At 72.3% G+C, this 23,178-nt stretch carries 17 protein-coding genes and 1 pseudogene; 1 reads left to right on the forward strand and 17 read right to left on the reverse strand.

Annotation, left to right across the window (positions count from 1 at the left end; translation table 11 throughout):
- Positions 1-96: 96 nt before the first annotated feature.
- From ABD259_RS00965 to ABD259_RS00980, 4 genes and pseudogenes are all read right to left on the reverse strand, one after another.
- The gene (locus ABD259_RS00965) at positions 97-1,314 is read right to left on the reverse strand and encodes a helix-turn-helix domain-containing protein (RefSeq protein WP_344159461.1); all 1,218 of its coding nucleotides are present in this window, start codon (positions 1,312-1,314) and stop codon (positions 97-99) included.
- 712 nt (positions 1,315-2,026) lie between these two features.
- Positions 2,027-3,253 (reverse strand): annotated as a pseudogene (locus ABD259_RS00970) (IS701 family transposase).
- A gap of 21 nt (positions 3,254-3,274) precedes the next feature.
- Complete coding sequence (locus ABD259_RS00975) at positions 3,275-5,254, reverse strand: AfsR/SARP family transcriptional regulator (RefSeq protein ID WP_344159464.1); 1,980 nt, start codon at positions 5,252-5,254, stop codon at positions 3,275-3,277.
- A gap of 70 nt (positions 5,255-5,324) precedes the next feature.
- Positions 5,325-5,501: a hypothetical protein gene (locus tag ABD259_RS00980; RefSeq protein ID WP_344159467.1), complete on the reverse strand. Its 177-nt coding sequence runs from the start codon at positions 5,499-5,501 to the stop codon at positions 5,325-5,327.
- A gap of 407 nt (positions 5,502-5,908) precedes the next feature.
- Between ABD259_RS00980 and ABD259_RS00985 the strand changes: the two genes are divergently transcribed.
- Positions 5,909-6,910, forward strand: a complete 1,002-nt coding sequence (locus ABD259_RS00985) for a LuxR C-terminal-related transcriptional regulator (RefSeq protein ID WP_344107096.1) — start codon at positions 5,909-5,911, stop codon at positions 6,908-6,910.
- 56 nt (positions 6,911-6,966) lie between these two features.
- On the opposite strand, the gene ABD259_RS00990 is transcribed toward ABD259_RS00985, so the two are convergent.
- The 13 genes from ABD259_RS00990 to ABD259_RS01050 form a co-directional block, all read right to left on the reverse strand.
- A complete protein-coding gene (locus ABD259_RS00990) occupies positions 6,967-8,481 on the reverse strand; it encodes a DHA2 family efflux MFS transporter permease subunit (RefSeq protein WP_344159470.1) in 1,515 nt (504 codons plus the stop codon).
- A gap of 42 nt (positions 8,482-8,523) precedes the next feature.
- Positions 8,524-9,690 carry a hypothetical protein gene (locus ABD259_RS00995; protein WP_344159473.1) on the reverse strand — a complete coding sequence of 389 codons (1,167 nt, stop codon included), beginning with the start codon at positions 9,688-9,690 and terminating at the stop codon, positions 8,524-8,526.
- Entirely contained in the window at positions 9,687-10,364 is a 678-nt protein-coding gene (locus ABD259_RS01000) for a 4'-phosphopantetheinyl transferase family protein (RefSeq protein ID WP_344107100.1), read from the reverse strand. The genes ABD259_RS00995 and ABD259_RS01000 overlap by 4 nt, the downstream gene beginning before the upstream one ends.
- Positions 10,365-10,375: 11 nt before the next feature.
- Positions 10,376-12,691 (reverse strand): beta-ketoacyl synthase N-terminal-like domain-containing protein, encoded by a 2,316-nt coding sequence (locus ABD259_RS01005; protein ID WP_344159476.1) that lies wholly within the window; start codon positions 12,689-12,691, stop codon positions 10,376-10,378.
- Entirely contained in the window at positions 12,691-13,734 is a 1,044-nt protein-coding gene (locus ABD259_RS01010) for a hypothetical protein (protein WP_344107102.1), read from the reverse strand. The genes ABD259_RS01005 and ABD259_RS01010 overlap by 1 nt, the downstream gene beginning before the upstream one ends.
- A gap of 76 nt (positions 13,735-13,810) precedes the next feature.
- Positions 13,811-15,871 (reverse strand): GNAT family N-acetyltransferase, encoded by a 2,061-nt coding sequence (locus tag ABD259_RS01015; RefSeq protein ID WP_344107104.1) that lies wholly within the window; start codon positions 15,869-15,871, stop codon positions 13,811-13,813.
- A gap of 15 nt (positions 15,872-15,886) precedes the next feature.
- The gene (gene fabZ, locus ABD259_RS01020) at positions 15,887-16,429 is read right to left on the reverse strand and encodes a 3-hydroxyacyl-ACP dehydratase FabZ (protein WP_344159479.1); all 543 of its coding nucleotides are present in this window, start codon (positions 16,427-16,429) and stop codon (positions 15,887-15,889) included.
- Positions 16,426-16,722: an acyl carrier protein gene (locus tag ABD259_RS01025; protein WP_344159481.1), complete on the reverse strand. Its 297-nt coding sequence runs from the start codon at positions 16,720-16,722 to the stop codon at positions 16,426-16,428. The genes fabZ and ABD259_RS01025 overlap by 4 nt, the downstream gene beginning before the upstream one ends.
- 61 nt (positions 16,723-16,783) lie before the next feature.
- Positions 16,784-17,539 carry a 3-oxoacyl-ACP reductase FabG gene (gene fabG / locus ABD259_RS01030; RefSeq protein WP_344159485.1) on the reverse strand — a complete coding sequence of 252 codons (756 nt, stop codon included), beginning with the start codon at positions 17,537-17,539 and terminating at the stop codon, positions 16,784-16,786.
- Complete coding sequence (gene sbnB, locus ABD259_RS01035; RefSeq protein ID WP_344159488.1) at positions 17,536-18,591, reverse strand: 2,3-diaminopropionate biosynthesis protein SbnB; 1,056 nt, start codon at positions 18,589-18,591, stop codon at positions 17,536-17,538. The genes fabG and sbnB overlap by 4 nt, the downstream gene beginning before the upstream one ends.
- Entirely contained in the window at positions 18,588-19,670 is a 1,083-nt protein-coding gene (gene sbnA / locus ABD259_RS01040; RefSeq protein ID WP_344107110.1) for a 2,3-diaminopropionate biosynthesis protein SbnA, read from the reverse strand. The genes sbnB and sbnA overlap by 4 nt, the downstream gene beginning before the upstream one ends.
- Complete coding sequence (locus tag ABD259_RS01045; protein WP_344159491.1) at positions 19,667-22,000, reverse strand: lantibiotic dehydratase; 2,334 nt, start codon at positions 21,998-22,000, stop codon at positions 19,667-19,669. Before ABD259_RS01045 ends, sbnA begins: the two co-directional genes overlap by 4 nt.
- Positions 21,997-23,175: an aminotransferase-like domain-containing protein gene (locus tag ABD259_RS01050; RefSeq protein ID WP_344159494.1), complete on the reverse strand. Its 1,179-nt coding sequence runs from the start codon at positions 23,173-23,175 to the stop codon at positions 21,997-21,999. The genes ABD259_RS01045 and ABD259_RS01050 overlap by 4 nt, the downstream gene beginning before the upstream one ends.
- Between the last annotated feature and the right edge of the window lie 3 nt (positions 23,176-23,178).

Below are 23,178 nucleotides of genomic sequence, written 5' to 3' on the forward strand. Positions count from 1 at the left end.
GTGCCGACGACGCTACGAACGTGTGACCAGGAGGAACAGTGACGGGGCGCGGCACTTCTACCGCACCCCGTACCGAACTACCACGGAACGTGGCAGCTACATCGGGACCCCAAGGAAGTCGGCGAGTTCCCGCTGTTCCTGCGTGGGCATCCGCTTCGGAGCATTCACGATGTCCTCGGCGATATCGCGCCCCATCCGCTGATGACGGAGCCAGCTGGGCGAAGTCCGCCGCAGCTTGCCGAGAATCGTCGTCGCCTCGTCGATATCTCCGAGCTGTAGATGCGCTTTCGCACGGTCAAGCGCGTGACGCTGGCGCGTATTCGGAGTCACTCCCCCAACACCGCGCGGAAGCCGACCGGCAAGCTCCAAGGCACGATCAGGATGACCACCTATCAGCTCATTCTGAACACCGTTCATGGCGGCTTTGACCGGGCCGAACTTCAGATGCCCGGCCCATTCTTGTTCCCGCTGCAACGGCGCGGCAGCGGACGCCAGGACACCTTGAAGCTCCCGGGCTTCCTGAACACGATTGTTCCGCGCGGCAGCGGAAGCGGCACGCATGAGCAGGTAGCCCCAGGCCGACAGCTGTTCAGGGGTTGCTTTAGAGATGCGGGGTTCGATCTCATCAGCGGCAGCGACACACAGCCGCTCGACCTCGTCAAAGCGGGCTTGCCGAAGTAGTGCCCAGCCTTGTTGCCCGATCGCGGCAGCGGCCAAAGCCTCATCACCGACGTCGACCGCGTCGCGGAGCGCGTCCCGTAGGGCCATAAGCGCGAGGTCATGTTCGCGGATCTGAATCAGGTAACGACCGGTTAGCTGCAACGCGTCTCCGCGAAGGCGCACCGCTTCGGTGTGCTCGGTTCCGTCAAGCGCTCGCACATGGACGTGTGCCGAGCGCACAAGCGCAGGGGCCATGCGCGCGACGTCGTCGTACCGGTCGGCCTGGTAAGCGTCGGCGACGGCGGTCACCGCGCGGGAGAGCATCGGGAGATTGGGGGGTGTGTCGTCGTCTCCGTAGATCGGGCCGGAGAGACCAGCCGGGGGATTCACCGCCGAGCGGATATCGGCGAGCACGGCGTCGCGGTTGTCGTGTGGTTGGGGTTCGGGGGACTCGGCGGTCATGAACCACACGGTTCGCACCCCGAGCACGCGGCCGAGCGCGTTGTAGGTCTCCATCCGCGCCGTGCCGCCCTGTTCGATCTTTCGGACGACGTTCGGACTCACTCCAGCCTGTTCGGCCAACTCCTCTTGTGTCAGTCCCCGACGGCGCCGGAGTTCCCGCACCCGGTCGGCGACGGATTGGTCATGTGTCACGGGCGTTCCCCGTCCTGTCGATCAGCGCATCATCGCCAGACTACGGCGAGGGTCCCACCCGCGTCAGAGGTCCGGGGAGTAGGGACCGCGTAGGCCAGTCCGGGAATGGCGTCGACGGGCGTTCGGTTCCCAGGAGGCGCCACAGGCGTTGCACAGCCCATCCCAGAGACTCCTAAATTGCCTGGTCACATGGTCCTCTGCGATGCACATTCATTGCACATAACGCCGAGTTCACCCGTGATCCGCTGAGATCGAGCGAGACGCTAATTCGCAGCTCACCGGCTGTCGAGCGGCATCGCCGCAGGTCCGAAGTGCCCCGAAATACACCAGAAGGTTGGGGGTTCGAATCCTCCCGAGCGCGCCATCGTTTTCGCAGGTCAGGGGCATAGTTCTCGGTTAAGAGACAGGCCCCTGAGTGCTGTCTAGGGCCGATCGTCTCAAATGCCTAGCCCTTCAGTTGTAGGTGGATGACGCTGTCGTAGTTCACGGCGAAGGGCGGGGCGGGGGCCGCGCGGTCGCCCGCGCGCGGTCGCGGGCACGGCTGCGCCGACGGTGGCAGGCACGGGCCGCGGCCTGGTAGCAGCGCCGCCAGTGCGACCAGGACAGCCCCCGCCTCAGCCCCTCGGACTGTGAAGGCCGAGGCTGCAGGAGCGCCAGCAGGCGCCCGATCTCATAGGCGGTGAACCGCACGGGGACGGTGCGGCGGGTGTGGTCACCGATCTCCCCCTCTCTGGGCCGGCGGCGCGGCACCGGCCTGCGGCTCGCTTGCCGCCCGGGCGTCGTGGACGGCGAGGAAGGCCGCGGCCAGCATCGCCAGGGAGATGTGCCGGTACCAGCCGCCATAGGAGCGCACCTCGTAGTCGGCCAGCCCGCAGGCGGAGGTGGCGAGCCTAATCGCCTCCTCTCCCCGCCAGCGCGCCCCGGGTACGGTGACCAGTTCTTCCACCGGGGTCTCTTCGGGTCCCCAGGCCAGGAAGTAGTCCCGCCCACCGGGGTCGTCGGTGCGGCGCCGGGCGATGATCCAGCGTGCCGAGGCACCGCCACCCGCCTCGGTGTCGGGGTCGGGGACACGGCGCACCCACCACTGCCAGACCCGGCTGTGGAACGGGGAGGGGCCCGCGGGCAGCTCCACCCGGTCCTGCTCGGCCGCGGCCCGGTCGACCAGGCGGGCGGTGCGGCGCCAGCCGGGGCGCGGCAGCACGGTGTGGTTGGCCTGCAGGGTGACCGCGTAGGGCAGGCGGTGGGCCTCCAGGGACGCGCGGAACCTCCCGTCGCGGCCGTACACTTCGTCGGCGGCGACCCAGACCCGGCCTTGGAACAGGTCGGGCAGGGTCCGCTCGATGATGCGCTCGGCCAGCCGGGGCTTGGTCGCGAACCCGGTCCCGTGGGGGGTGTGGGCGGCCCGGCAGCGGTGCGGGTCCTGGGTCCACTCACGCGGCAGGTACAGCTCGCGGTCGATGAGCCCCTGGCTGCGGGCGGTGGCCCATGCCGCCACCACCCCGACCTGGCCGGGAAACACCCCGCCCAGACAGCCGGTGAACTGCCGGGCCGCCCCGGCCGAGGTGCGGCCCTTCTTCGCGAACCCTGCCTCGTCGATGACCAGCACGCCCGCCCTGCCGGGGCCCAGGCCGCAGCGGTCGTCGTCCAGGCCTTGGACGGTCTAGCGGCGTACGAAGTCGCGCAGCTCATCGGCGTCCCAGCGGGCGCGGCTGAGCAGGTGCTGCTGGCCGGGGGGCGCGGCATCGCCGGCGTGCTCGGCGAGCTGCCACCCGTTTTTGCGGGACAGCGGGGCGAGCAGGCCGCGCACGCACGCCGCCGCCCGGCGCCGCAGGTCGGTGCGCGGGAGGATTGGGCCTACGTCCAGTAGGAGGTTGTCGAGCTGGTCGGCCTACTCATAGGCGCGTTCTTCATCGGTGACGGTCGGAGGGAAGTCCAGCAACGGCGCCCGAATACACCGCTGCTACCCGGCATCCGGGATGAGCGAACTACCGCAGGGGTGAGGATCTCCAACTGAAGGGCTAGGCCTCGGCGAGAGGCGCCATTTTTCGATCAGTGCGGCCTCGGCCGCGAACTCGGCGTCCGCGTCCTCGGTGAGCACCTCGCGGGTGCAGTCGTGGACCAGGGTGTGGAAGGAGAAGTGGTCCGGAGCATGCTGCCTGACCAGGTTGTTATCGAGGAGCACGTCGATGTAGCCCTCGACGTCGGCGGCGGGCAGGCCGGTGATGGCAGCGGCGGCTTCGATGCCGAACGACGCGGACGGGTCCAGGCTGAGGAGCCGGCTGAACCGCCGCTGGGACGGGCTGAGGTACTGGTAGGACATCCGCAGCGAGGAGATGACGTCGCGCTCGGCGGTCCGCAGGCAGCGTGTCCGCCGCTCAGTGTTCGCCAGGCGAGCGGTGAGGTCGGCGACCGCCCACGCGGGGCGGTCGCGCAGTCGGGTCGCGGCGATCCGAATGGCCAGGGGCAGGTAGCCGCACAGCTCGACCGCCGTGGCGACCTGCGCGGGCTCCCGGGTCGCGCGCCGCTCTCCGACAACCCGCGTGAACAGGGCCACGGCGTCCTCGTGCGGAAGCACATCCAGGCACACCGGTAGCGCGCCGTCCAGTGCGGTGAGTTTGCGGCGGCTGGTCACGAGCGCCAAGGCGCCTCCAGCGCCGGGCAGCAGCGGCCTTACCTGAGCGGAGTCCGCCGCATCGTCCAGGACCACCAGGCAGCGCCGCCCCGCCAGCCGCGACCGCCACAGGGCACTGCGTTCTTCCAGACCCTCCGGGATGGCGTCCGGGCCGAGCCCGCTGGTCCGCAGGAGGGTGCCGAGCGCCTGCTCCGGCACTACCGGCCGGTGCGTCGGACTGAAGCCGTGCAGATCGATGAAGTACTGCCCGTCCGGGTAACGTCGTCGGACGCGGTGGGCGACGTGCACCGCCAGGGTTGTCTTGCCCACCCCGCCCATTCCGTCGATGGCGACCACCAGTGGTGAACCGCCTGTTCGCCCCGGCCCGGCGGCGCTCAGCACGGTCCGCAGGTCAACGGACCGGGCGGTGAAGTCCGTCAGGTCAGCGGGCAGGTAGTTCCCGTGGTCGCCCGCGGCTGGTGCCGCCGGCGAAGGCGGGTCGTCCGGTGTCGGCGCGGGCCGCGCCGGGGCGCCGTCCGCATCGGGGTCCGCGGCGGAGTCCGCGCCTCCGGCCCCCCGCTCGTCTGGGGATCCGGCGAGGATGCTCGCGTGCACCGACTTCAGTTGGGGACTCGGGTCGAGCCCGAGCTCCTCCGCGAGGCGCCTTCTGCCCTCGTCGTAGACCGCGAGCGCGTCGGCTTGCCGCCCGCTGCGCCACAGGGCGGTCATCAGGCTGCAGCGCAGGGAGTCGCGAAGGGGATATTCCGCGATCAGCGCGTGGAGCTCCCCGATGAGCGAACGCGATTCGCCGAGCTTCAGCCTCAGTGCCATGAGGTCTTCGATCGCCGTCAGCCGCTGTTCGTTGAGCTTGACCGCGGCACCGGCGGCGGCCGGGCACTGGATCCCGGCGAAGGCGTCGCCGCGCCACAGGTCCACCGCCGACTGCAGCAGCCGGACCGCCTCGGTGGACCGCCCTTCTCGCTCCGCCGTCGCGGCGGCGCGGACCCGGCGGCCAAAGCGGTAGGCGTCGACGGCGTCCTGCGGCACGGTGAGCCGGTAGCCGATGTCGGCCGTGGCCAGGCAGCTTTCGTCGGCCGCGGGCAGGACGCGCCGTAGGTCGCGGACCGCGTTGTGGACCTGTGGGCGCGCGGACGGCGGGGGGACCTCCCACAGCTCGTCCACCAGGTAATCGACCGGGACCACCCGGTTGGCGTTGAGGAGCAGTAATGCCAGCAGCCTCTGCTGCCGCATGCCCCGGAGGCGGATGAGCTCGCCGGAACGGCGCACTTCCAGGGAACCCAGGACCAGGAATTCTGTCGTTTGCGTCACTGCTGTACTCCGGCTCGATGTCATGCCGCCCAGGGAGGTGCGGCACTGGCTGCCCGAGTGCCGCAAGGGGTCAGTCCCAGCCGGTGGTGTCGGTGCCCGGCGCGGTAGCGATCTGGTGGTGGGCGGAGTGGACCACGGGCGCGGGGGCGGAGGACGCGGTGCTGTACGTCGAGACGAGGGCCGCCAGGACCAGCTGCAAGACAATCACGCCCAGCGTGCGGGCGTCACGGAGTGTCGGCTGAAGCATGATGGAGCTCTCTCAGGGGTACAGGCAGGGGTGCCGGCGGGTCCCGTCCGGGGATGGGGCTCGCTGACAGCCATAAGTTTGCCGCTGCGGGCTTGGCAGAGCAGATCTCCGGGGCTTCCGCATTCTGCCATCGCATATTCCGTCCAGGGCTGTGGGCCGGAAAAGCAGCCGGTGGAACGGCGCGGGCACCGTAGCAGCCGAATATCCGGTGACGCGCGCCACTAGCCTTCCTGACGATTCACCCTTCGGTGCCCGCGGGGTGGCGGTGGGCGGCCGCTTCCGCGCAGATAGGGAATGGCAAAGCGGTGGTAAGCGCGCTTTGTTGAACGTTTGCGTATGTGGCCGCTCCATGGGTGAGGGCACATGGTTAGATTGCGCCGTATGTCCTTTTCTGGGGGAGGGGCTCGGTGCTGGAGTTTCTGGGGCTGGACGAGGCCTGCGAGGCCGTCTATCTGACAGTCCTGGCGTGCCGCCGGGTCGAGTTTGCGGAGCTGCGGAAGAAACTCCGGATGTCCGGTGCCCGGCTGCGCCAGGCGCTGGACCAGCTCAGCGAGCTGGCGCTGGTCCGACCGGTCATCGGCCAGCCGACCTGCTTTCGGGCCGTGGACCCGGAGGTCGGCTTCCAGGCGGTAATCGCCCGCCAGCAGGAGCGTCTGGCGGCCGAACAGCAGCGAATCGAGGAGATCCGGGCCGCGGCCGCCCGCCTGTCGGCCGACTTCGCCTCGCTCCGGCTCGACCAGCCGATCGAGGGAATCGAGCGCCTGGACGGGATCGAGGAGATCAGGGACCGCATCGCGCTGCTCGTGCGTGATGTCTCCAGCGAAGTCATGACGTTCGTGCCGGGCGGCGCCCAGAGCGAGGCGAGCATGGAGGTCGCCAAGCCGCAGGATCAGGAGCTGCTGGAACGCGGTGTGCGCATGCGGACGCTGTACCTGGACAGTGTGCGCCATCATCCCGCGACAATGGCGTACGCCAAGTGGCTGACAGACCTCAAGGGCGAGGTGCGGACGACGCCGTCACTGCCCGTCCGGATGATGATCGCGGATCGGCGGGTGGCAATCGTCCCCGTGGACGACAGCGATAGCGCCGCCGGTGCCCTGGTGCTCAGCGGCACCGCAACGGTCACCGCGCTGGGTGCCCTGTTCGAGAGCATCTGGGACAACGCCGCCCCGCTGGGCGAGACGCCCCGGCGCGAACGAGACGAACGTGGCCTGACCCCGCAGGAGGCCGCGGCACTGCGCCTGCTGTCCCAGGGGCTCACCGACGAGGCCGTGGCCAACCGGCTCGGCGTCTCCCCCCGCACCGCTCGGCGCATCGCGGCGGACCTGCTGGAGAAGCTCGGGGCACGCAGCCGTTTCCAGGCCGGAGCGAGAGCCGCGGCCAAGGGCTGGCTGACCGGCGAGGAGTGAGCCGGCCGTGCCGGAGGCCGCGCCCACCCCTCGCGCCGGTGCCGTCCGTCGGGAGGTCAGGTACCTGCTCCGCCCAGGCGCTGTTCCCTGCGGTCCGCCGCGAACAGTGCCAGAGCGGGGATGAGGGTGAGCGCGTAGACGCCGAGGAGCCAGGTGAACGAGTGCGCGAAGGCGCCCGGCACCAGCCCGTGGCGGTCGTGCGCCGCCTGCTGCAGTACAACGGTCACCACGGCGACCGCCACGGCGCCGCCGATGCGCTGGACGAGGTTGAGCTGGGAGGAGGCGTCGCCGATGGAGTCGGGCCGGATCGACTGGAACGCCCTCGTCATGGCCGGCACGATGGTCAGGCCGGTGCCCAGGCCCCGGACGGCGAGGCTGGCGCACAGCAGCGCGTACGACGTGTCCGACGCGAGCCTGGTCAGCGGCACGGTCGCGGCCATGGTCAGCACGATCCCGATCACCACCGTGGCGCCACCACCCGCCTTCGCCATCAGAACACGGCTCAACCACGCGGCGACCACCACGCCGACGCCCCCCGTTGACATCAGCAGTCCGGTCGTCACGGCCGTCTCCCCGCGGGCGCTCTCAAAGTACAGGGGCACCAGAACCATCGGAGAGTAGAGGATGAACCCCAGGCAGAGGATGTTGACCGCGGCCATGGTGTACACGCGGCTGCGAAACAGCCGCAGGTCGAGCAGGGGGAACCGGGTACGCAGCTCCCGCACGACGAACACGGCGCCGCTCGCCGCGGCGAGCGCCAGCGGCAGCAGGAGGTCTGTCCGCGCCGTGAGCCCGTGGCCAGCGAACCCGTGGATCGCGAGCACGGTGCTCACCGTGCAGGTGGCGGAGGACAGCAGCCCCACCACGTCCAGCGGCCGGGCGCCGCGGTCGGCGGGGGCGTCCTTTTGCACCCAGCGCACGGTGACGAACAGCAGGGCGGCACACAGCGGAATATTGACCGCGTAGACCGCGGACCACCCCCCGGCGGCGACGAGCAGCCCGCCGATCGTCGGCCCCAGCAGGGGGCTGATCAGCATCACGCTGCCGTTCAGCGCCTGGACGCGGCCCAGGCGCTCGCGGGGGACACCGCTGGTGAGAAGGATGGTCGACGCGGGCGTGAGCACCCCGGCGGCGGCCCCGGACAGGCCGCGCGCCGCGATCAGCTCGGTCAGTGTCTGGCTGAACGCGCAGCCCGCCGACCCGAGGGCGAACAGCGCGGTCGCGCCGATGAAGACGCGCTTGGCACCGAACCGGGTCGCCAGCCAGCCGGTGGCCGGCATGAGGGCGGCGAGGGCGATCAGGTAGGCGGTCACCACCCAGTGGACCTGGTCGATGGCGCCGAAACGGGCCGTGGTGTCCTCCAGGGACACGTTCACGATGGTGGTGTCGAGCAGGGCGAGGAACCCGCCCGTGATGGCCGCGGCGGTGGTGACGGCCGAGGGGCTCCGCGCGGCGGGTGCGGCGGGCGCGTCGGTCTGTCCCGCGGCCGAGGTGTCCGCTGTCTCTGCCGCCAGTTCGGAGTCCTCGGGGCGGCGCGGCGCGCCCTCGTTAGTCTGGTTGGTCGTCGGCATTTGGGAGCGCATCCTTACGAAGTCGAACGTGGGTGAGCCGGGTCAGTCCGCTGCGGCGAGCGCGCGCTCGACGTCGTCGAGGAGCAGTTCGCCGGCCTCGCGCGCGCCCGGGCGCGCGCGGCACGCCAGGGTCAGCTCGGTCGCGTCGCCGATGCGGCAGGCGCTGAGGAACATCTCGGCGTAGGGCACGAGCATGGGCAGCGTGAAGAAGCCGGTGGGCCGGAACCGCTCGGTGCGGTAGTCGTCGGTGTCGATCCGGCCGTGGTCGGTGATGATCGCCGTGGCGGGGAAGCGGGTGCCGTCCAGCTCCCGCGCCTCACGCAGGCTGTTGGCGAAGGGGTTGCCGCGGAGGAAGTCCCCGTCGAGCACCGCCACGTCGCGCTTGTGCAGCAGGGCGCCGACGATCTGGCCGTGCAGCCGCTTCCAGTCATCGTCGCGGCGGATGTCCAGCACGAGCCGGGAGGTGAGGTTCGCGGTGGAGCGCACTGCGGGGTCGTGGCGGCGCAGGTCCACCGGGATGATCACCCGGCCCGAACCGGTGGCCAGGTGCCGGGAGACGGCGGCGGCCACGCGGGCGGTGACCGCGGACGGACAGGCGCGCACCCTGCGTCGCGTCCACAGGGGCGTGCCGTCGGGCCGCCCGCGGCCGAGGACGGGCGGCAGGCCGCCGAGCCGCGGCGGCTGCGGCGCGGCCCGCACCTTCCCGGCCGCCGCGCGGAAGTGGGTGTCGTCGACCATGGAGGCGGCGCCGATCGGCTCCTCGCCGCGCAGCACCCGGAACACGTCGGCGATCCACTGCCGCAGTCCCCGGCCGTCGGTGACGATGTGGCTGGCCCGTACCACCAGCCGGGTCACGTCCCCTTCCGCGACGCCGACCTCGCAGACGGGACCGGTGACCACGTCCAGGTCGCGGTGGAAGAAGGAGGCGTCGAAGCCGGGCGCGCGGGGGAGGCCGACGACCGGCGGGAAGGGGCCGTCGGCCCGCCACGACGCAGCCCGCCGCCGCACGGCGAGTCCCGGGGTGGCGAGGGTGGCGGCCCGCACCGCCTTTTGAAGGGCGTCGGGGTCGATCCACCCCTCGCCGTCGAGGACCATCTGAATCAGTTGCGGGGTGCCCGTCGCCGCGGCGTTCAGGTAGCCGCGCTCGATCGGCGAGATCCGGCGCGTGTAGGGACGTGCGGGCCGAGCGGCACTCGCGCTCGCTGTCATGCGGTCTCCAAGGTCAGGGTCTCGGTGCGGACGGCGTCTGCGGTGCGGTCGGGTTGCCGCCACCACCGCACGGGGGCGGCCTCGTCGGCGGCGAGGGCGAGGTGCATGCCCCGGCCCAGGGCGGCCGACCGCACCTGGTACGGCCCGACGTTGGTGGGGCGCCAGTCGGGCCGCCAGGGCGGCAGCCGGACTCCGGCGAAGGTCTCCTTCGTCAGGTGGGAGGCCTTGATGAGCGCCTCGCACTCGGCGAAATCGCGGATCGAGGCCGGTCGCGGCTGTCCCAGCAGGGTGCCGAGCCACCGCATGGCCCCGGGCCGGTCCCGCTCGTCCTGCAGGTCCACCCCCACCCTGGGGCCGGTGGAGAAGGCGACGGCGCTGAAGTCGGCGCAGTGCGCCACCGAGGCGTGGCGGCCGTGCTCCGGCAGGAGCCAGCGCCTGTGCTCGTCGGTGGCAAGGTCGCGTCCGGTGAGATCGAGCCCGTACACGCGCGCCGCCGCCTCGATGATCAGCGCGCGGCCCGATCGGCTCAGGCGGTGGCCCATGTGGTCCCGCGGCAGCCCGGTGTGGCGGGTGAGGAGGCAGTCGATCACCCGCGTGCCCCCCGCACGGCGCCGGCACGCCGCCGCCCCGCGTCCGGAGCGGTCCCGGGCCGCCGCGTCCGGCGGCGGACTCATCAACCCGCCCATCACGACACCGTGTCGAACACGGCCGCCGCGTAGGAGCCGCCGTAGGCGAAGCTGGACAGCAGCAGTCGGCCGTGCGGCGCCGCGCCGCTGAGCGCGGCTACCAGGCCGAGGGCACCGGCGCTGCCGTAGGTCTCCCCGAGGTGCGCCTTCGGCGCCACGACGGGGCTGTCGGCCAGCCCGGCCAGCTCCAGGGCACGTGCCTGGGCGAGGTCGACGAGGCCGTAGCCGGACGCCGCCGAAACCACGGTGCCGATCCCCTCGGGGCTGGCTCCGGCCTCGGCCATGGCGGCGCGCAGGGCGCGGGCCCATGCTCCGCCGTCGCGGCCGATGCGGCCGATGCCGGCCGGTTCGCCGGCGGCACCGAACCCCGCGACCCTGGCTAGGACGTCCGCGCTCCGGGCGGCGGCCGCCTCCTCGCTCTCCAGCAGGATCGCCGCGGCGCCCTCGCTGAGCACCATGCCGGTGCGTCCGCCCGGCGCCACGCGCGCGGACCGGGCGTAGCCGGGAAGGCGGGCCTGGGTGGCCAGGGCCTGCTCGGGGAACTCGTCGGCGACCACGACCATGATCCGCTCGGCGGCGCCCCGGGCGATGACCCTGGCCGCGAGCTGCAGCGCCAGGATGGAGCTGGTGCCGCCGTTGGCGATGGTGGCGGTGTATCCGCGGTACCGGTGCAGCATGGCCACGTGCCCGGCCGCCGCGTTCACCACCGTGTTGGCGAACAGCGAGGGGTTGGCGCCGGTGATGCCCTGCCGCAGGACGCCCTCGTGGAACCGGAGCACCGAGGTCACCGGCCCGTAGCCGGTGGCGAACACGATCCCGGTGGCCTCGGCCTCGGCCCGCGAAGGCGTGCCGTGCCGGGCGTACAGGTCGGCGACCGCGGCGGTCGCGAGCCGGCTCAGCGGGTCCATCCGCCGTGCGCGGCTGGGGTTGAGCTTTCCGGTCGCGGCCGTGACATCCACGCGGCCGACGGGCACCTCCCCAATCCCCTCGACGTATTCGACGCCGTCGAAGCAGGGCCGCCCCTCCGCCAGAGCGGCGGCGAGTTCGGCGGTGCTCGCCGCCGCACCCGCCAGTCCGGACGCACCGGTCACGACGACGCCGCGGACCGGTGCGGTGCGCCGGGGCGACGGGCTCGGGCGGCCCGGCCGGTTGAGGACCACCGACGCGTTGTTGCCGCCGAAGGCGAACGAGTTCGACAGGACCACGTCGGGGCCGCCCGCGCGGCCGACGCCGGGCACGATGTCCAGCCCGAACGGCGAGTCCGCGCCGCGCGTGTTCACGGTCGGCGGCAGGGTGCCGCGGTCGATCGCCAGGGTGCTGACGACCGCCTCCACGGCGCCCGCGGCGCCAAGGGTGTGGCCGAGCATCGACTTGGTCGAGCTGGCCGGAGGGATCGACGGACCGAACAGCAGCTTGAGCGCCTTGGGTTCGGAAGCGTCGTTGGCAGGCGTGCCGGTGCCGTGCAGGTTCAGGTAGTCGACCTCCTCCGGGCCGAGACCGGCCGTGGCCAGGGCCTGGGCCATCGCTGCGCAGGCCCCCTTGCCGCTGGGGTCCGGGGCGGTCTGGTGGTATCCGTCGCAGGACAGGCCGTACCCGCTGAGCTCGGCCAGAGCGTGCGCACCGCGCTCGGCCGCGCGGTCCGCCGACTCCACCACCATGAACCCGGCTCCCTCCCCGAGGGTCAGCCCCGTCGAGGCCGACATCGGCGAGCACGGCTCGGGGTCGAGGGCGCCCAGGGCGCTGAAGCCGTAGGCTGAGAGCGAGGCCAGCGGGTCGACGCCGCCGCAGACCACGTAGTCGGCATCGCCCTTCCACAGCAGCTCCGCCGCGTAGCCCAGGGCCACGGCACTGGCGGCGCAGGCGTTGGAGAGCACCACGCGCGGTCCGCGCAGGTCGAACTCGGCCGCGATGTAGTCACCCACGCACGGCAGCTGGGAGGCCGCCGCCCGCCGCACGTCGAGTCCGCGGCCGTGTACCAGGTCCCGGTGGACGTCCTCCAACGTCGGCATAGCGCCGAGGCTGGAGCCCACCACGACCGCCACCCGGCCGCGGTCGACTGCGGCCAGGTCGAGGCCGCTGGTGCGCAGGGCTTCGCGGATCGCGGTGGCGGCCAGGCTGTAGCAGCGGTCGAGCTCCGGCGCCTGCGGACTGGTGACCATGCCCGCCCAGTCGGTCAGCAGCTCCCCGGTGTCGAAGAGCCTGTTGGTGCGAATGCCGGACGCCCCGGCGACGATGGACGACCAGTTCTTCTCGACGTCGTCGCCGGCGCCGGTGATCAGCCCAAGGCCGGTGAGGACGATGCTGGGTGCGGCCATCAGGAGATCCTCGTGGTGAGCGACCGGGCGATGACGCGGGGAAGGGTCACGGTCCGCTGCGGACGCTCGGCGCCCTCCTCGTCCTGGGCCGACAGTTCGAGGCCGGGCGCCCAGAACGGGGCGTCCAGGAAGGCGAACACGAGCTCCTCGTCCGGGTTCGCGGAGGGGGCCTGCCAGACGACGGTGCCGACCGGGTGCCCGGCGGCGGTGACCTTCGCGCCGACGGCGTAGCGGCTGCCCGCGGCGGCGGACAGCGCGGTTAGCCTGGCCGTCTCGGCGGTCGGCTTGACCAGGTCGTCGGATCCGCGGAACGCACCGAGCCGTTCCCAGTCGACCATCCAGGACAGGTCGGCCTGGTTCACCGACAGCCCGGCGAAGCCGGCTGAGTACAAGGCTGTTCCGGCCTCGGCCTGGACCCGCGCCAGCCCTTCGCCGCCCACCTCCGTTCCGCCCTCATCGCGGACGGCGGCGAGCACGGCCTCGTACGCGGTCCGCGGCGCGTTGGACAAAAGCAGGTAGCCGTACTCGCCGGTGGTCCCAACGCGCGCCAGGTGGGCGAGGGCCGTCGCGTCCTGGGGCAGCGCTGACTCGGTGATGGCGTGCAGGGTCAGGCCGGAGATGTCGAAGTCGGTGAACCGGGCCGCAACGGACCAGGCGGTCGGTCCCTCGAACGCGGCAGCGCCCCAGCCCTCGGGCTCGACCTCGACGGTGACGCCGTCGGGAGCACCCAGCCCGTCCAGGTAGCCGCGGAGCTCCTCGGCGGTGACCGGGGTGCGCGGCAGCAGCCAGGACTCGTCGCCGATCTCGAAGTGCAGCAGGATCGCGAACGGGGAGCCGTCGGTGTTCAGGGACAGGACCTCGCGGACGGTGTCCGGCTCCACGAAGTCGCTGGATTTGGCCGCGAAGCGGTCCAGCAGTACGAGCCGCTCATCACCCGAGATCCGCACGAGCGGCGCGGTGACGCGGTAGGCGCCGACGGTGGTGCGGAGGGTGGCGTAGTCGTCAACGCGCGTACGGGAGGCGTCGCCGGTCGTGGTGGTCATGGTGTGGGGATTTCCTTTCACAGTTCGGGTGTTCGGTCGTGAACGCGGGGAATCGGGGGGGTGGGCGTGCGCGGTTTCAGAGGCGGGGTTCGCTGTGGACGGCCAGGTGCCAGGCAGCCTCGGCGCCCCGCGGCCGCCGTGCCGCGCAGACGCAGCCGATGAGGAGGCCCGAGGCGGTGGCGCGGAGCACCACCTCCGCCGCGTCCGCCCCGGCGCCGGCCGGCCGGCAGTCGAGCCAGCTGCCGTCGGACAGCCGGACCGCGGCTGCGGAGGCCCACACCTGTCGGAACTCCGCGGTGTCCAGCTCCCAGTGTGTGCCGGCCGAGTCGACCAGGACGGCGGTCCGGGGTTGGGTGTTCGGGGTGACCCAGAGCACGACGTCCTCGTTGGCGCCGGGGGCTTGCACGTCGACGCGGATTCCACCGGCCCCGTCGTGCGGGGCGGTGATTTCCCAGCTGATGCCCAACGACGGGGCGAACAGGCCTAGGTCGTGCTTGTCCACCCACTCCGCGTTCGGGCGGACGCCCCAGCCCAGGCCGCTCGCGCGGCTCAGCCGACCGCGCTCCGCGGTGACCCACATCCCCGCCGACCAGCGGGGATTGCAGGCGAAGGACCGGGTGCGGGGAAAGGGGCTGCGCAGGACCTTGTTCGTGCCGTCCGACCATGAGGTGACGCCCGCGGCGGCGGCGTCCATCCGGATCCCTGGGGGCCGCCGTGCCGCCTCGGTGGAGGGCGGGGGTTCGGCGGTGCGCTCCGGGCGGTCGGCGGGCGTGTTCCGCGACCGGAATTCGGTGCGCAGCCGGGCCACCCCGTCCGGCCCCGGCTCCAGCCGTCGCTCTAGCAAGGTGCTGTGGACCAGGCGGACCGGCTGCTCCACCGGCACGCGGATCTCCGCCGTGGAGCCGCTCCAGGTGAGGTCGGTGCCAGCGGGGGCGACCCGGGAGGCGGCGACCACTTCCGAGGAGTCGCGCACCCCGACGCCCAGGCCGATGGGGTGGGGACGTCTGAGGTCGCCGCCCGGGCCGGACACGGCGAACGTGCCCTGGCGGAGCCCGACCGTCTGGAAGATCCGGCCCGGTCGGCGGGTGAAGGCGAAGTCCTGGATCAGCACCCCCTCGGAGAGGGTGACCGTGCCGACGACCTCGTCGCCGCCGTGCCGCTCGGTGATCCGGACGCCGCCGTCGACCGCGACGACCTCCAGGTCGCGCGGCTCGCCTTCGCGCCAGCCCGCCGACGGGCCCGCGCGGTGTCCGGGCCAGGTGGAAACGAACAGCGGACCATGGTGGCCCGCACCGAACACGCGCACGGTCCCCTCGTCGCCCTCCACCTCGCAGGCCAGGTCGCCGGCGGAGAACCTGTACGGCTCCGCCCGCCGCGGGCGGCGCACCTCGTAGGGGGGCTCCACGATCCGCAGCGAGCGGCTCGCGCCACCTGGCCCGGTGATCTCCGCGGCGCGGACGACTCCCCGGTCGACGTCGACGCTCGCCGCGAGCCGGTAGTCACCCAGGGCCAGGCAGTAGGCGACCGTGCGGACGCCGTCGGCCATGCGCACGTCGGAGCGCAGCTCGTCGTCCCGGGACTCCGTGACGGCCCCGAAGCTACTCAGCCCACCTAGGGCCGCGCGGCCCCCCTCGTCCAGGTCCGCGAACACACTCCGTAGGATCAGCGGGATGTAGTTGTGCAGCTCGACGTTGCCGTCCTCGCCGGGCGTGGTCGCGCCGACGCAGACGCACCCGACGCGCCGGTAGAGCCGGAAGGCCACGGTGTTGGCGGGGTTGACGGTGAGCCGCAGGACGAGGCATCCGGAGCGCATCATCCACTCGACCGCCTCCGTGAACAACCGCCCGGTGATCACGCCGTTGCGGTAGGCCGGGGCGACGAAGAACATGTCGGCGATCAGCTCGCCGGCGCTAGCCGAGCGCCGTCCGGTGCTGCGGAACAGGCCGAAGGTGCCCACCACCCGCCCCTCGTCCACGGCCACGAGGAACGCGGCCGTGTCCCGCTCGGCCAGCTCGCTGTCCAGCTCGTCGCCGGTGATGCCGTCCGCGACCGGGTTGGGGTTGTCCCGATGCCGGTTGTAGAGCTCCGCGATGCCTTGCGCGTCGCCCTCCTGGTACGGGCGGATCGTGACGGACATGCGGCACCTCCTTCGCTACGCCGTGCGCCCTGTGGTGACAATCAGCGACCCGGCGGCCGCTACCTCCGAGTCGACGGTGGCCCGCACCGACACCTTCCGCAGCCCGCCCAGGCGCTGGCCCAGCGTGGCCTCCAGCCGCAGCTGGTCGCCCGGGCGCACGAGGCGGGAGAACTTCATGGAGCTGATGGAGCCCAGGTAGCCGACGCTGGCGGAGGGGTCGCCGGCCGGGGAGTCGTCGGACGCGACGATTTCGGCCACGTACACCACCGCCACGAGCTGGGCCATCGCCTCGACGATCAGCACGCCGGGCATGATCGAGTGGTCCGGGTAGTGCCCGGCAAAGTACGGCTCGTTGACCGAGACGCTCTTGACCCCGCGCCCGGACCTGCCGGGCACGACGTCGTAGGCGCGGTCGATCATCAGCATCGGCCAGCGGTGCGGAAGCATCCGCTTGATGTCGTCCGACGAGTAGCTGTAGGCGGTCTCGGCCGCGTTCCTACCGGCGGCGGTCCGGCGCGCGGGCGCCGGGCTCGCGGACCCCCCGGGTGCGGCCGTCATTCGCCGGCCTCGCGGGCTTCGATGAAGTCGACCAGGGCGTTGATGGAGCCGAACGCCTCGAAGTCGTCATCGCTGATCAGCACGTTGTACTCGTTGTTGACCAGCACGACGACCTCCAGGGTGTCGAGCGAGTCCATCTCCAGGCCGCGGCCGAACAGCGGCTGATTGTCGGACACGACGTCCGGGTCGACGTCTAGGCCGAGGCGGTCGGTGATCATCGACTTGACCCGCGTGTTCTTCATGAGCCGCGCTTCGGCCTGGGCGCGGATGTCCTCGTAAGCGGCGACGGACATGGGTGTTCCTTTCCAATGGAGGGGCGGGGGGAGGTTCGTATGCGCCGGGGGCGGGAGGAGGTCAGCCGGGGATCATGCCGCCGTCGACGGTGAGGACCTTGCCGGTGATGTAGGAGGCGGCGGGGCTGGCCAGGAAGGCCGCCGTCTGGGCCACCTCGGCAGGGGTTCCCACGCGCCCGAGGGGAATCGCCTGGAGGGCGTCCTTCATCCGCGCGGCGGGAACCTTCTGCACCATGTCGGTGTCGATGAACCCGGGCGCCACCACGTTGACCCGGATGCCGCGTGGGGCCGCCTCGTAGGCCAGCGACTTGGCCATGGAGATCACCCCGCCCTTGCTGGCCGCGTAGTTGGCCTGGCCGATCCGGCCGGCGATGCCGCTGGTGGAGGCGACGAAGACGATCGCGCCACCGGTGGCGTACATCTGCTTCGTCGCCTCGCGGGCGGTCAGGAAGGCGCCCGTGAGGTTGGTGCTGATGACGTGCTGCCACTTCGCGCTGCTCATGGCGGCCATGTGGCCGTCGGCGGTCACCCCGGAGTTGAGCACGGCGACGTCCAGCGAGCCCCATTCCGCGCGCAGCTTCGTGTACATGGCCGTGACGTCGGCTTCGTCGGAGACGTCCGCCTCCAGCAGCAGCGCACGCCTGCCACGCCCCCGTACTTCCTCGGCGACCTGCTGAGCCTTCGCGGCGCTCGAACGGTAGTTGAGGGCGACGTCGCAGCCCTGCTCGGCCAGGGCGAGGGCGGTCGCCGCGCCGATGCCGCGCGAGGCGCCGGTCACGAGGGCCCGGGTGCCCTCGGCGAAGGGGGTTCCATTCATGCGGTGCTCCCCGCCTTCCGCGCCGCGGCTTCGTCGGCCATCGGGCCGGTGACGCGGTGGCCACCCGGGTCGAAGCCGGCCACCTCGGTACCGATCCCGTGCCGGGCGGCGGCGCTGAGCACCGCGTCCGCCACGGCGAGGTCGAGGATGCCCAGGCCGAAGGGGGAGAAGACGACGGGGCCGTCCGTCTCCGGCGGGCGGACCCGCCCGCCCAGGAGGTCGGCGATCTCGGCGTGGACGAACTCCCGGTGCCCCTCCTGCTGTTCGGCGCGGTGCAGGGAGGTCTGCTCGCGCACGGCGTGCTCGGTGTCGTCGACTACGTTGTACGCGCCGAGCACCGAGCCCGTGCTCAGATCGCGCAGCGACAGGTGGAGGATCACCTGGCCGGCCGGGCCGCCGGGAAACCCGTCCAGGTCGAGCCAGTAGGTGGAGTCCGTGGTCGCGACGCTCACCGTGTCACAGCCGAGCGCCTCGGCCAGGTCGCCGGCCCAAAAGGCGATCCGCGGGTACTCGGCGGCCAGTCCGGCGGCAAAGACCTCGGCGCGCCAGGGGACGACGTCCCGCACCACCACGGTCTCGATCTCCGGGTGCGTCAGCGCCAGGTACGCGATGACGCGGTGGTTGATAGTGCCGCAGCCGACGAGCCCGACCGTGCGGACCGAGCGGCCGCCGCGCAGCACAGCGCTGGCGAGCGCGGCGCTGGCGGCGGTCCGGGCGGCGGAGACCTGGCTGCCCTCCAGTACGGCCGACGGGTATCCGGTCTCCACGTCGTTGAGGATCTGCACGGCCGAGGCCCGCTGCAGTCCCCGCTCGACGTTCGCGGGGAAAGACGAGATCCACTTGAGCCCCATCACCGGATGCGGCCCGCCCAGGTGGGCCGGAAGGGCGATGACCCGCGAGCCCGAGGGCTGCGGCGGGCGCAGGAACGTGGAGAACGGCACCCGCGAGTGGCCGTCGCCGTGCAGGAGGTAGGCACCGCGCACCGCGTCGAGCACCGTGGACTCCAGGCCGGCCAGCGCGGCGCCGACATCGTCGCGACCGAGGATTCTCACGACTCACTTCCTTCTTCGTCGTGGGTGTGTGTGGGGTACTGGGTGTGCTGGATGTCGGGGGCGAGCTCCGGGAAGAACGCCTGGACCCACTGGTCGTCATAGATCGTGTCGAGGTACCGGTCGCCCCCGTCGGGAAGCACCGCGACGCAGGTGGCGCCCGGTTCGATCCAGGACGCGGCGTCGTGGAGCGCGGAGACGACGGCGCCCGACGAGCCGCCGGCGAGGATGGACTCGTGGGCCAGGAGGCGGCGGCAGCCGCGGACGCAGTCGGCGTCGGCGACCTTCACTACCCGGTCCGCGAGCCCGGGTTGGAGCAGGGGCGGCACGACGGCCGCGCCGTGCCCGGGGATCATGCGCTCATACCGGCGCTCCCACGGCTCCGGCGGACCGAAGATGGCGCTGCCCGCCGCGTCCACCGCCACGACGCTGGTGCCGAGGCCGTGGCCGCTGATGTACTCGGCGCAGCCGCGCAGAGTGCCGCAGGTTCCGGCCGCCACGAAAAGGTAGTCCGGCCCGCCCGGCAGCGCCTGGCAGATCTCGCGCATCGTGGCGTGGTGCGCTCGCGCGTTGTGCTCGTTGGCGTACTGGTTGGGCCAGTACGCGTGCGGCACGCTGTCCAGCAGTCGCCGGACCCGGTCGATCCGCGCCGGAAGGTACTCGCCGGTGGCCGGATCGCGGCCGACGGACTCGACGCGGGCGCCGTAGGCGCGCATGATGGCGGCGTTCTGCGTGGTGGTGCGGGGGTCGACCACGCAGATCAGGCCAAGCCGGTAGAAGTTGCACAGCTGCGCGAGCGCGATGCCGAGGTTGCCCGAGGTGGATTCCACGACCGTGGACACCCCCGGGACGAGCCGGCCCGTCCGAAGGGCGTGCTCGATCATCGAACTGGCCGCGCGGTCCTTGATGCTGCCGCCCGGGTTGAAGCGCTCGCACTTGGCGTACACCTGGAACCGCGCCGGAGGGAACAGCCGGTCGAGGGCGACGAGCGGGGTTGCGCCAATCGTCTCGATGATGCCGGCCTTCCGGGGGAGGACCGGGTGCGCCGCCAGTGCCGTGCCGTCGGAGGCGAAAGCCGTCATTCCGCCGCCTTTCTGCTGATCTGAAGCCGCAGTTCGCTGACGTAGCGCTCGCCGTCGGCGTCCGGAAGCCACGAGTCGTCCGGGGCCGGCAGGGGCTCGCTGACGGTCATGGCGGCGTCGGGGTCGATCCGGCGCGCCCGGCGGGCGAGGTTGGCGAAGGAGAGCACGAGCGCGGGGCTGGTGAAGTCCACAAGGGACGGCTTGGTCTCGTCGGGGAACTTGACGAACGCCTGGTCGGGCAGGCCGTTCCCGGTGACCCAGCGGCGCACGGCCAGGTAGTCGCGGTGCCGGTTCACCCGGGTGGACAGCGCGATCCCGCTCACCGGAAGCCGCCAGGTCTCCCGGAACAGGACCAGGTTGTCGAGGGTCACCCGCGGGGCGTGAGCGCGGTCGAGCCCGATCTTGAAGGCGTCCGCGGCGATGATCGATATCAGCGCCCCGAGGAGTTCGGGGATGCGCCACGTGCGTCCGTCCGGTGTGGTGGCCGTGACCGTGCCGTCGGCCTCGGCGAGGGTGATGGCCGCGGCCGGATCGATCCGGCCGCGGTCGTGGAACGGGGCGCGGGTGAAGCCGATCAGCCGGTCGCGCGCGCCGATCGGGGCGGGCACCATTCGGCCGCTGTTGCGCCGCCAGCTCTCGGGCAGAAGCGGCACCAGCCGTGCGGCGCCGACCCCCGCGTTGATCTTGTCCCGGAGGGACTCCCCGTCGGTGGTCCACTCCAGGAACGGCAGGTCGAGGGTGGCCAGGCAGGCGTGCAGCTCCCCGAGCACGACGGTGTGGTCGCCGGCGTTCACCGCGTCCGCGGACGGGGCCACGATCTGCAGGTCTGGGCTGTGCACGGTCAGGTGGGGCCAGCATCCGCCCGTGGCGAAGACGGCGCGGGCGCGGTCCTCGATCTCCGCGACCGACAGCCGCACCCGCCTGGGGTGCGCGGCCGCCGGGGCCAGGTCGATGACCTCGCGCCACTTCTGGGCGAGCTCACGGGTCGCGGTCCGCACCGGAACCGGGTCGTCCCCCCAGAACATGCCGAGGACCTGCGGCCAGACGTCGGCGAGGGCCACGGCCCCGTGGCGGGCCGCCGCGGCGCGGACGAGCTGTGCGACCTGGGCCTCCACCAGATCTGCCAGGCGGTTGCCGAACCAGTCCGCGGCATGGGCCACCAGGGCCAGGGGGCGGGAGACACCGTCGAGGAAGTCGCGCCCGAGCTCCAACCGGCAGTCCCGCAGGGAGTCCTGGAAGCACAGCGTGCGGCCCGCGTAGGCCTTGCCCGGCGCGCGGGAGGACGACCGCCCGGTCTTGCCCACGAAGAACTCGTCGAGCCGGTCGAGCGCCGTGGCCAGCTCCTCGGCACTGGCCGCCTGACCGATCTCGCCGCGCAGCCGGCGCAATTCCCCGAGGACCGCGTTGAAGCGCGCGAACAGCTCCGGGTCGCCGATGGCGGCCACCCGTCGGTGCAGAAACTCCTCGGCGCGTACGTCGATGGGGATGTTGGCGTCCCAGGTGAGGACCCGCTGGCGGCGCAGCCGGACCAGGGCCCGCTCGACCCGCTCGCGTGCGGTCGCCGCATCCCACGTCCGCTCGGCGACCAGTGCGTCCGCGATGGCTTGGCCGTGCCGCTCGCCGTCGGCCCGGCGCAGCACATGGAGCTCGTCGTCACGCAGCCGCACCGAGCGGCCGCCCGGCATGGCCAGCCGGTCGCCGACGAGGGCCACGTCGGGCCGCAGCATCGGCGGGAACCACCAGCGGGCCTCTGGCTGGTCGGCCATCCACTCGCCTAGCTCGGCGATCATCCAGCGTTCGAAGAACACCCGGCTGTCCGCGATCAGAGACGTCCCGGGATCGACCTCGACCGCGCGCTGCCTGCGCCCCACAAAGATCCATGCCGCCGGTCCGAAGAAGCCGATCGTCTCGGCCTTGCCGCAGTACCGCGCCCAGTACATGGCCAGCGTGCGCTCTCGCTCCCGGCGCTTGGCACCCGGCCCCTTCCGCGACGCGAGTGCGTCCAGCACACGGTAGACCGTGCGGTTCTGCCAGGCGATGGCCATCCGCACCCGCTCATCGGCGGCGATGCGGGCCAGCTGCTCCGATTCGGCGGCGCAGTCGGCCTGGTAGGCGGCGATGAACGCGTCGTGGTCGGCCGTACCGCTCTCCAGGAGTGCCGCCGCCCGCGCCGCCCCCGGTCCGCCGAGCCGATCCAGCCCGGAGACCGGGAACCCCGCACTGCGGAGCAGACCCATGCCCCACACACGCCAGTCCGTGCCGCCGAGCGGGTAGGAGGGGGCAAAGGCCGACCAGTCGAGGGGCCGGGACGCCTCCAGGGTGGGGGTCATCGTGCGTCTCCCTCCCGCAGTGCCGCGGCCAGCCGGGCGACACCCTCGGCGATGCGCTGCTTCGGAACGTGGCTGAAGGACAGCCGCAGTGCGTCGGAGTGCTCCCCATCGACGCCGAAATGGCCGCCGGGGACGAAGGAGACGCCGTGTTCGGTCGCGGCCCTGGTGAAGCGGCCGGTGTCGCCGCCGTCGCGGTGCCGCAGCCAGATGTAGAAGCCCCCGTCGGGGCGCTCCCACATCCAGGGCCCCGAAGTGCCGAGCTTGTCCTCCAGGGCGTCGGCCATCAGCGCGCAGCGCTCCCGGTAGGCGCGCCGGTAGGTGTCGATGAGATCCGTCCACCCGGCCCGCTGGTGGAACGCCGTAAGCGCCGCCTGGGCCAGCGCCGAGGGCGACAGGGCTATGACCTCGGTGGTGGTGCGCAGGGTCCGCGCCAGACGGGCCGGTGCGGCGATCCAGCCGCAGCGCAGCCCCGGGGCGAAGACCTTGGAGAACGTCCCCAGGTACACCACGCGGTCCGGGGCGGTCCCCTGGAGGGCGGGGGTGCATTGGCCGTCGAACGACAGCAGGCCGTAGGGGTTGTCCTCGATCACCAGGAGGTCCAGCTCCTGGCAGACCTCCAGCAGCCGGACGCGGTGTGCGGCGGGCAGCGTCCGGCCGGTCGGGTTGTGGAACGTCGGGTTGCAGTACAGCAGCCGCGCGGTGTGCCCCTCGGCGCGCAGCCGCAGCACCGTCTCCCGCAGACCGTCGGGGGCCATGCCGTCCGCGTCGCCGGGGACCGCGCACAGGCGCAGGCCCGCGGTTCGGAAGGCCGCCGTGGCACCCGGGTACGCGGGTGACTGGCACAGCACCGTCTCCCCCGGTGTGGCGATCCCGAGCGCCACGGCCAACAGGCCCATCTGGGAGCCGGCGGTGGGCACCAGGTTCTCGGGCGCGGCGCCCGCGCCCTCGCGGGCCATCAGGTCGGTGATCGCGGGTATCAGGGCCGTGGAGACGTGCGGGGTGGCGTACTGGAAGGCGAACCTCCCGCCCAGCCGCACCAGGCGGGAGAGCTGCCCGGAGATCGCCTCCAGGGGGAGCACGTCCAGGTCGGGCAGGCCTCCGGAGAAGGAGATGACGTCGTTGCCCCGCTCGAACAGGCGCGGCATTTCGGCCGCGGGTCCGGTGGTGGTCCACATGGG

Source organism: Nocardiopsis rhodophaea (assembly GCF_039530945.1).
GTDB lineage: Bacteria > Actinomycetota > Actinomycetes > Streptosporangiales > Streptosporangiaceae > Nocardiopsis_C > Nocardiopsis_C rhodophaea.

Excerpts from the sequence above, each read along its gene's own strand:
- ABD259_RS00980 (WP_344159467.1), bottom strand. The coding sequence starts at position 5,501 with ATGCTTCAGCCGACACTCCGTGACGCCCGCACGCTGGGCGTGATTGTC.
- ABD259_RS00990 (WP_344159470.1), bottom strand. The coding sequence starts at position 8,481 with ATGCCGACGACCAACCAGACTAACGAGGGCGCGCCGCGCCGCCCCGAG.
- ABD259_RS00995 (WP_344159473.1), bottom strand. The coding sequence starts at position 9,690 with ATGACAGCGAGCGCGAGTGCCGCTCGGCCCGCACGTCCCTACACGCGC.
- ABD259_RS01000 (WP_344107100.1), bottom strand. The coding sequence starts at position 10,364 with ATGAGTCCGCCGCCGGACGCGGCGGCCCGGGACCGCTCCGGACGCGGG.
- ABD259_RS01005 (WP_344159476.1), bottom strand. The coding sequence starts at position 12,691 with ATGGCCGCACCCAGCATCGTCCTCACCGGCCTTGGGCTGATCACCGGC.
- ABD259_RS01010 (WP_344107102.1), bottom strand. The coding sequence starts at position 13,734 with ATGACCACCACGACCGGCGACGCCTCCCGTACGCGCGTTGACGACTAC.
- ABD259_RS01015 (WP_344107104.1), bottom strand. The coding sequence starts at position 15,871 with ATGTCCGTCACGATCCGCCCGTACCAGGAGGGCGACGCGCAAGGCATC.
- fabZ (WP_344159479.1), bottom strand. The coding sequence starts at position 16,429 with ATGACGGCCGCACCCGGGGGGTCCGCGAGCCCGGCGCCCGCGCGCCGG.
- ABD259_RS01025 (WP_344159481.1), bottom strand. The coding sequence starts at position 16,722 with ATGTCCGTCGCCGCTTACGAGGACATCCGCGCCCAGGCCGAAGCGCGG.
- fabG (WP_344159485.1), bottom strand. The coding sequence starts at position 17,539 with ATGAATGGAACCCCCTTCGCCGAGGGCACCCGGGCCCTCGTGACCGGC.
- sbnA (WP_344107110.1), bottom strand. The coding sequence starts at position 19,670 with ATGACGGCTTTCGCCTCCGACGGCACGGCACTGGCGGCGCACCCGGTC.
- ABD259_RS01045 (WP_344159491.1), bottom strand. The coding sequence starts at position 22,000 with ATGACCCCCACCCTGGAGGCGTCCCGGCCCCTCGACTGGTCGGCCTTT.
- ABD259_RS01050 (WP_344159494.1), bottom strand. The coding sequence starts at position 23,175 with ATGTGGACCACCACCGGACCCGCGGCCGAAATGCCGCGCCTGTTCGAG.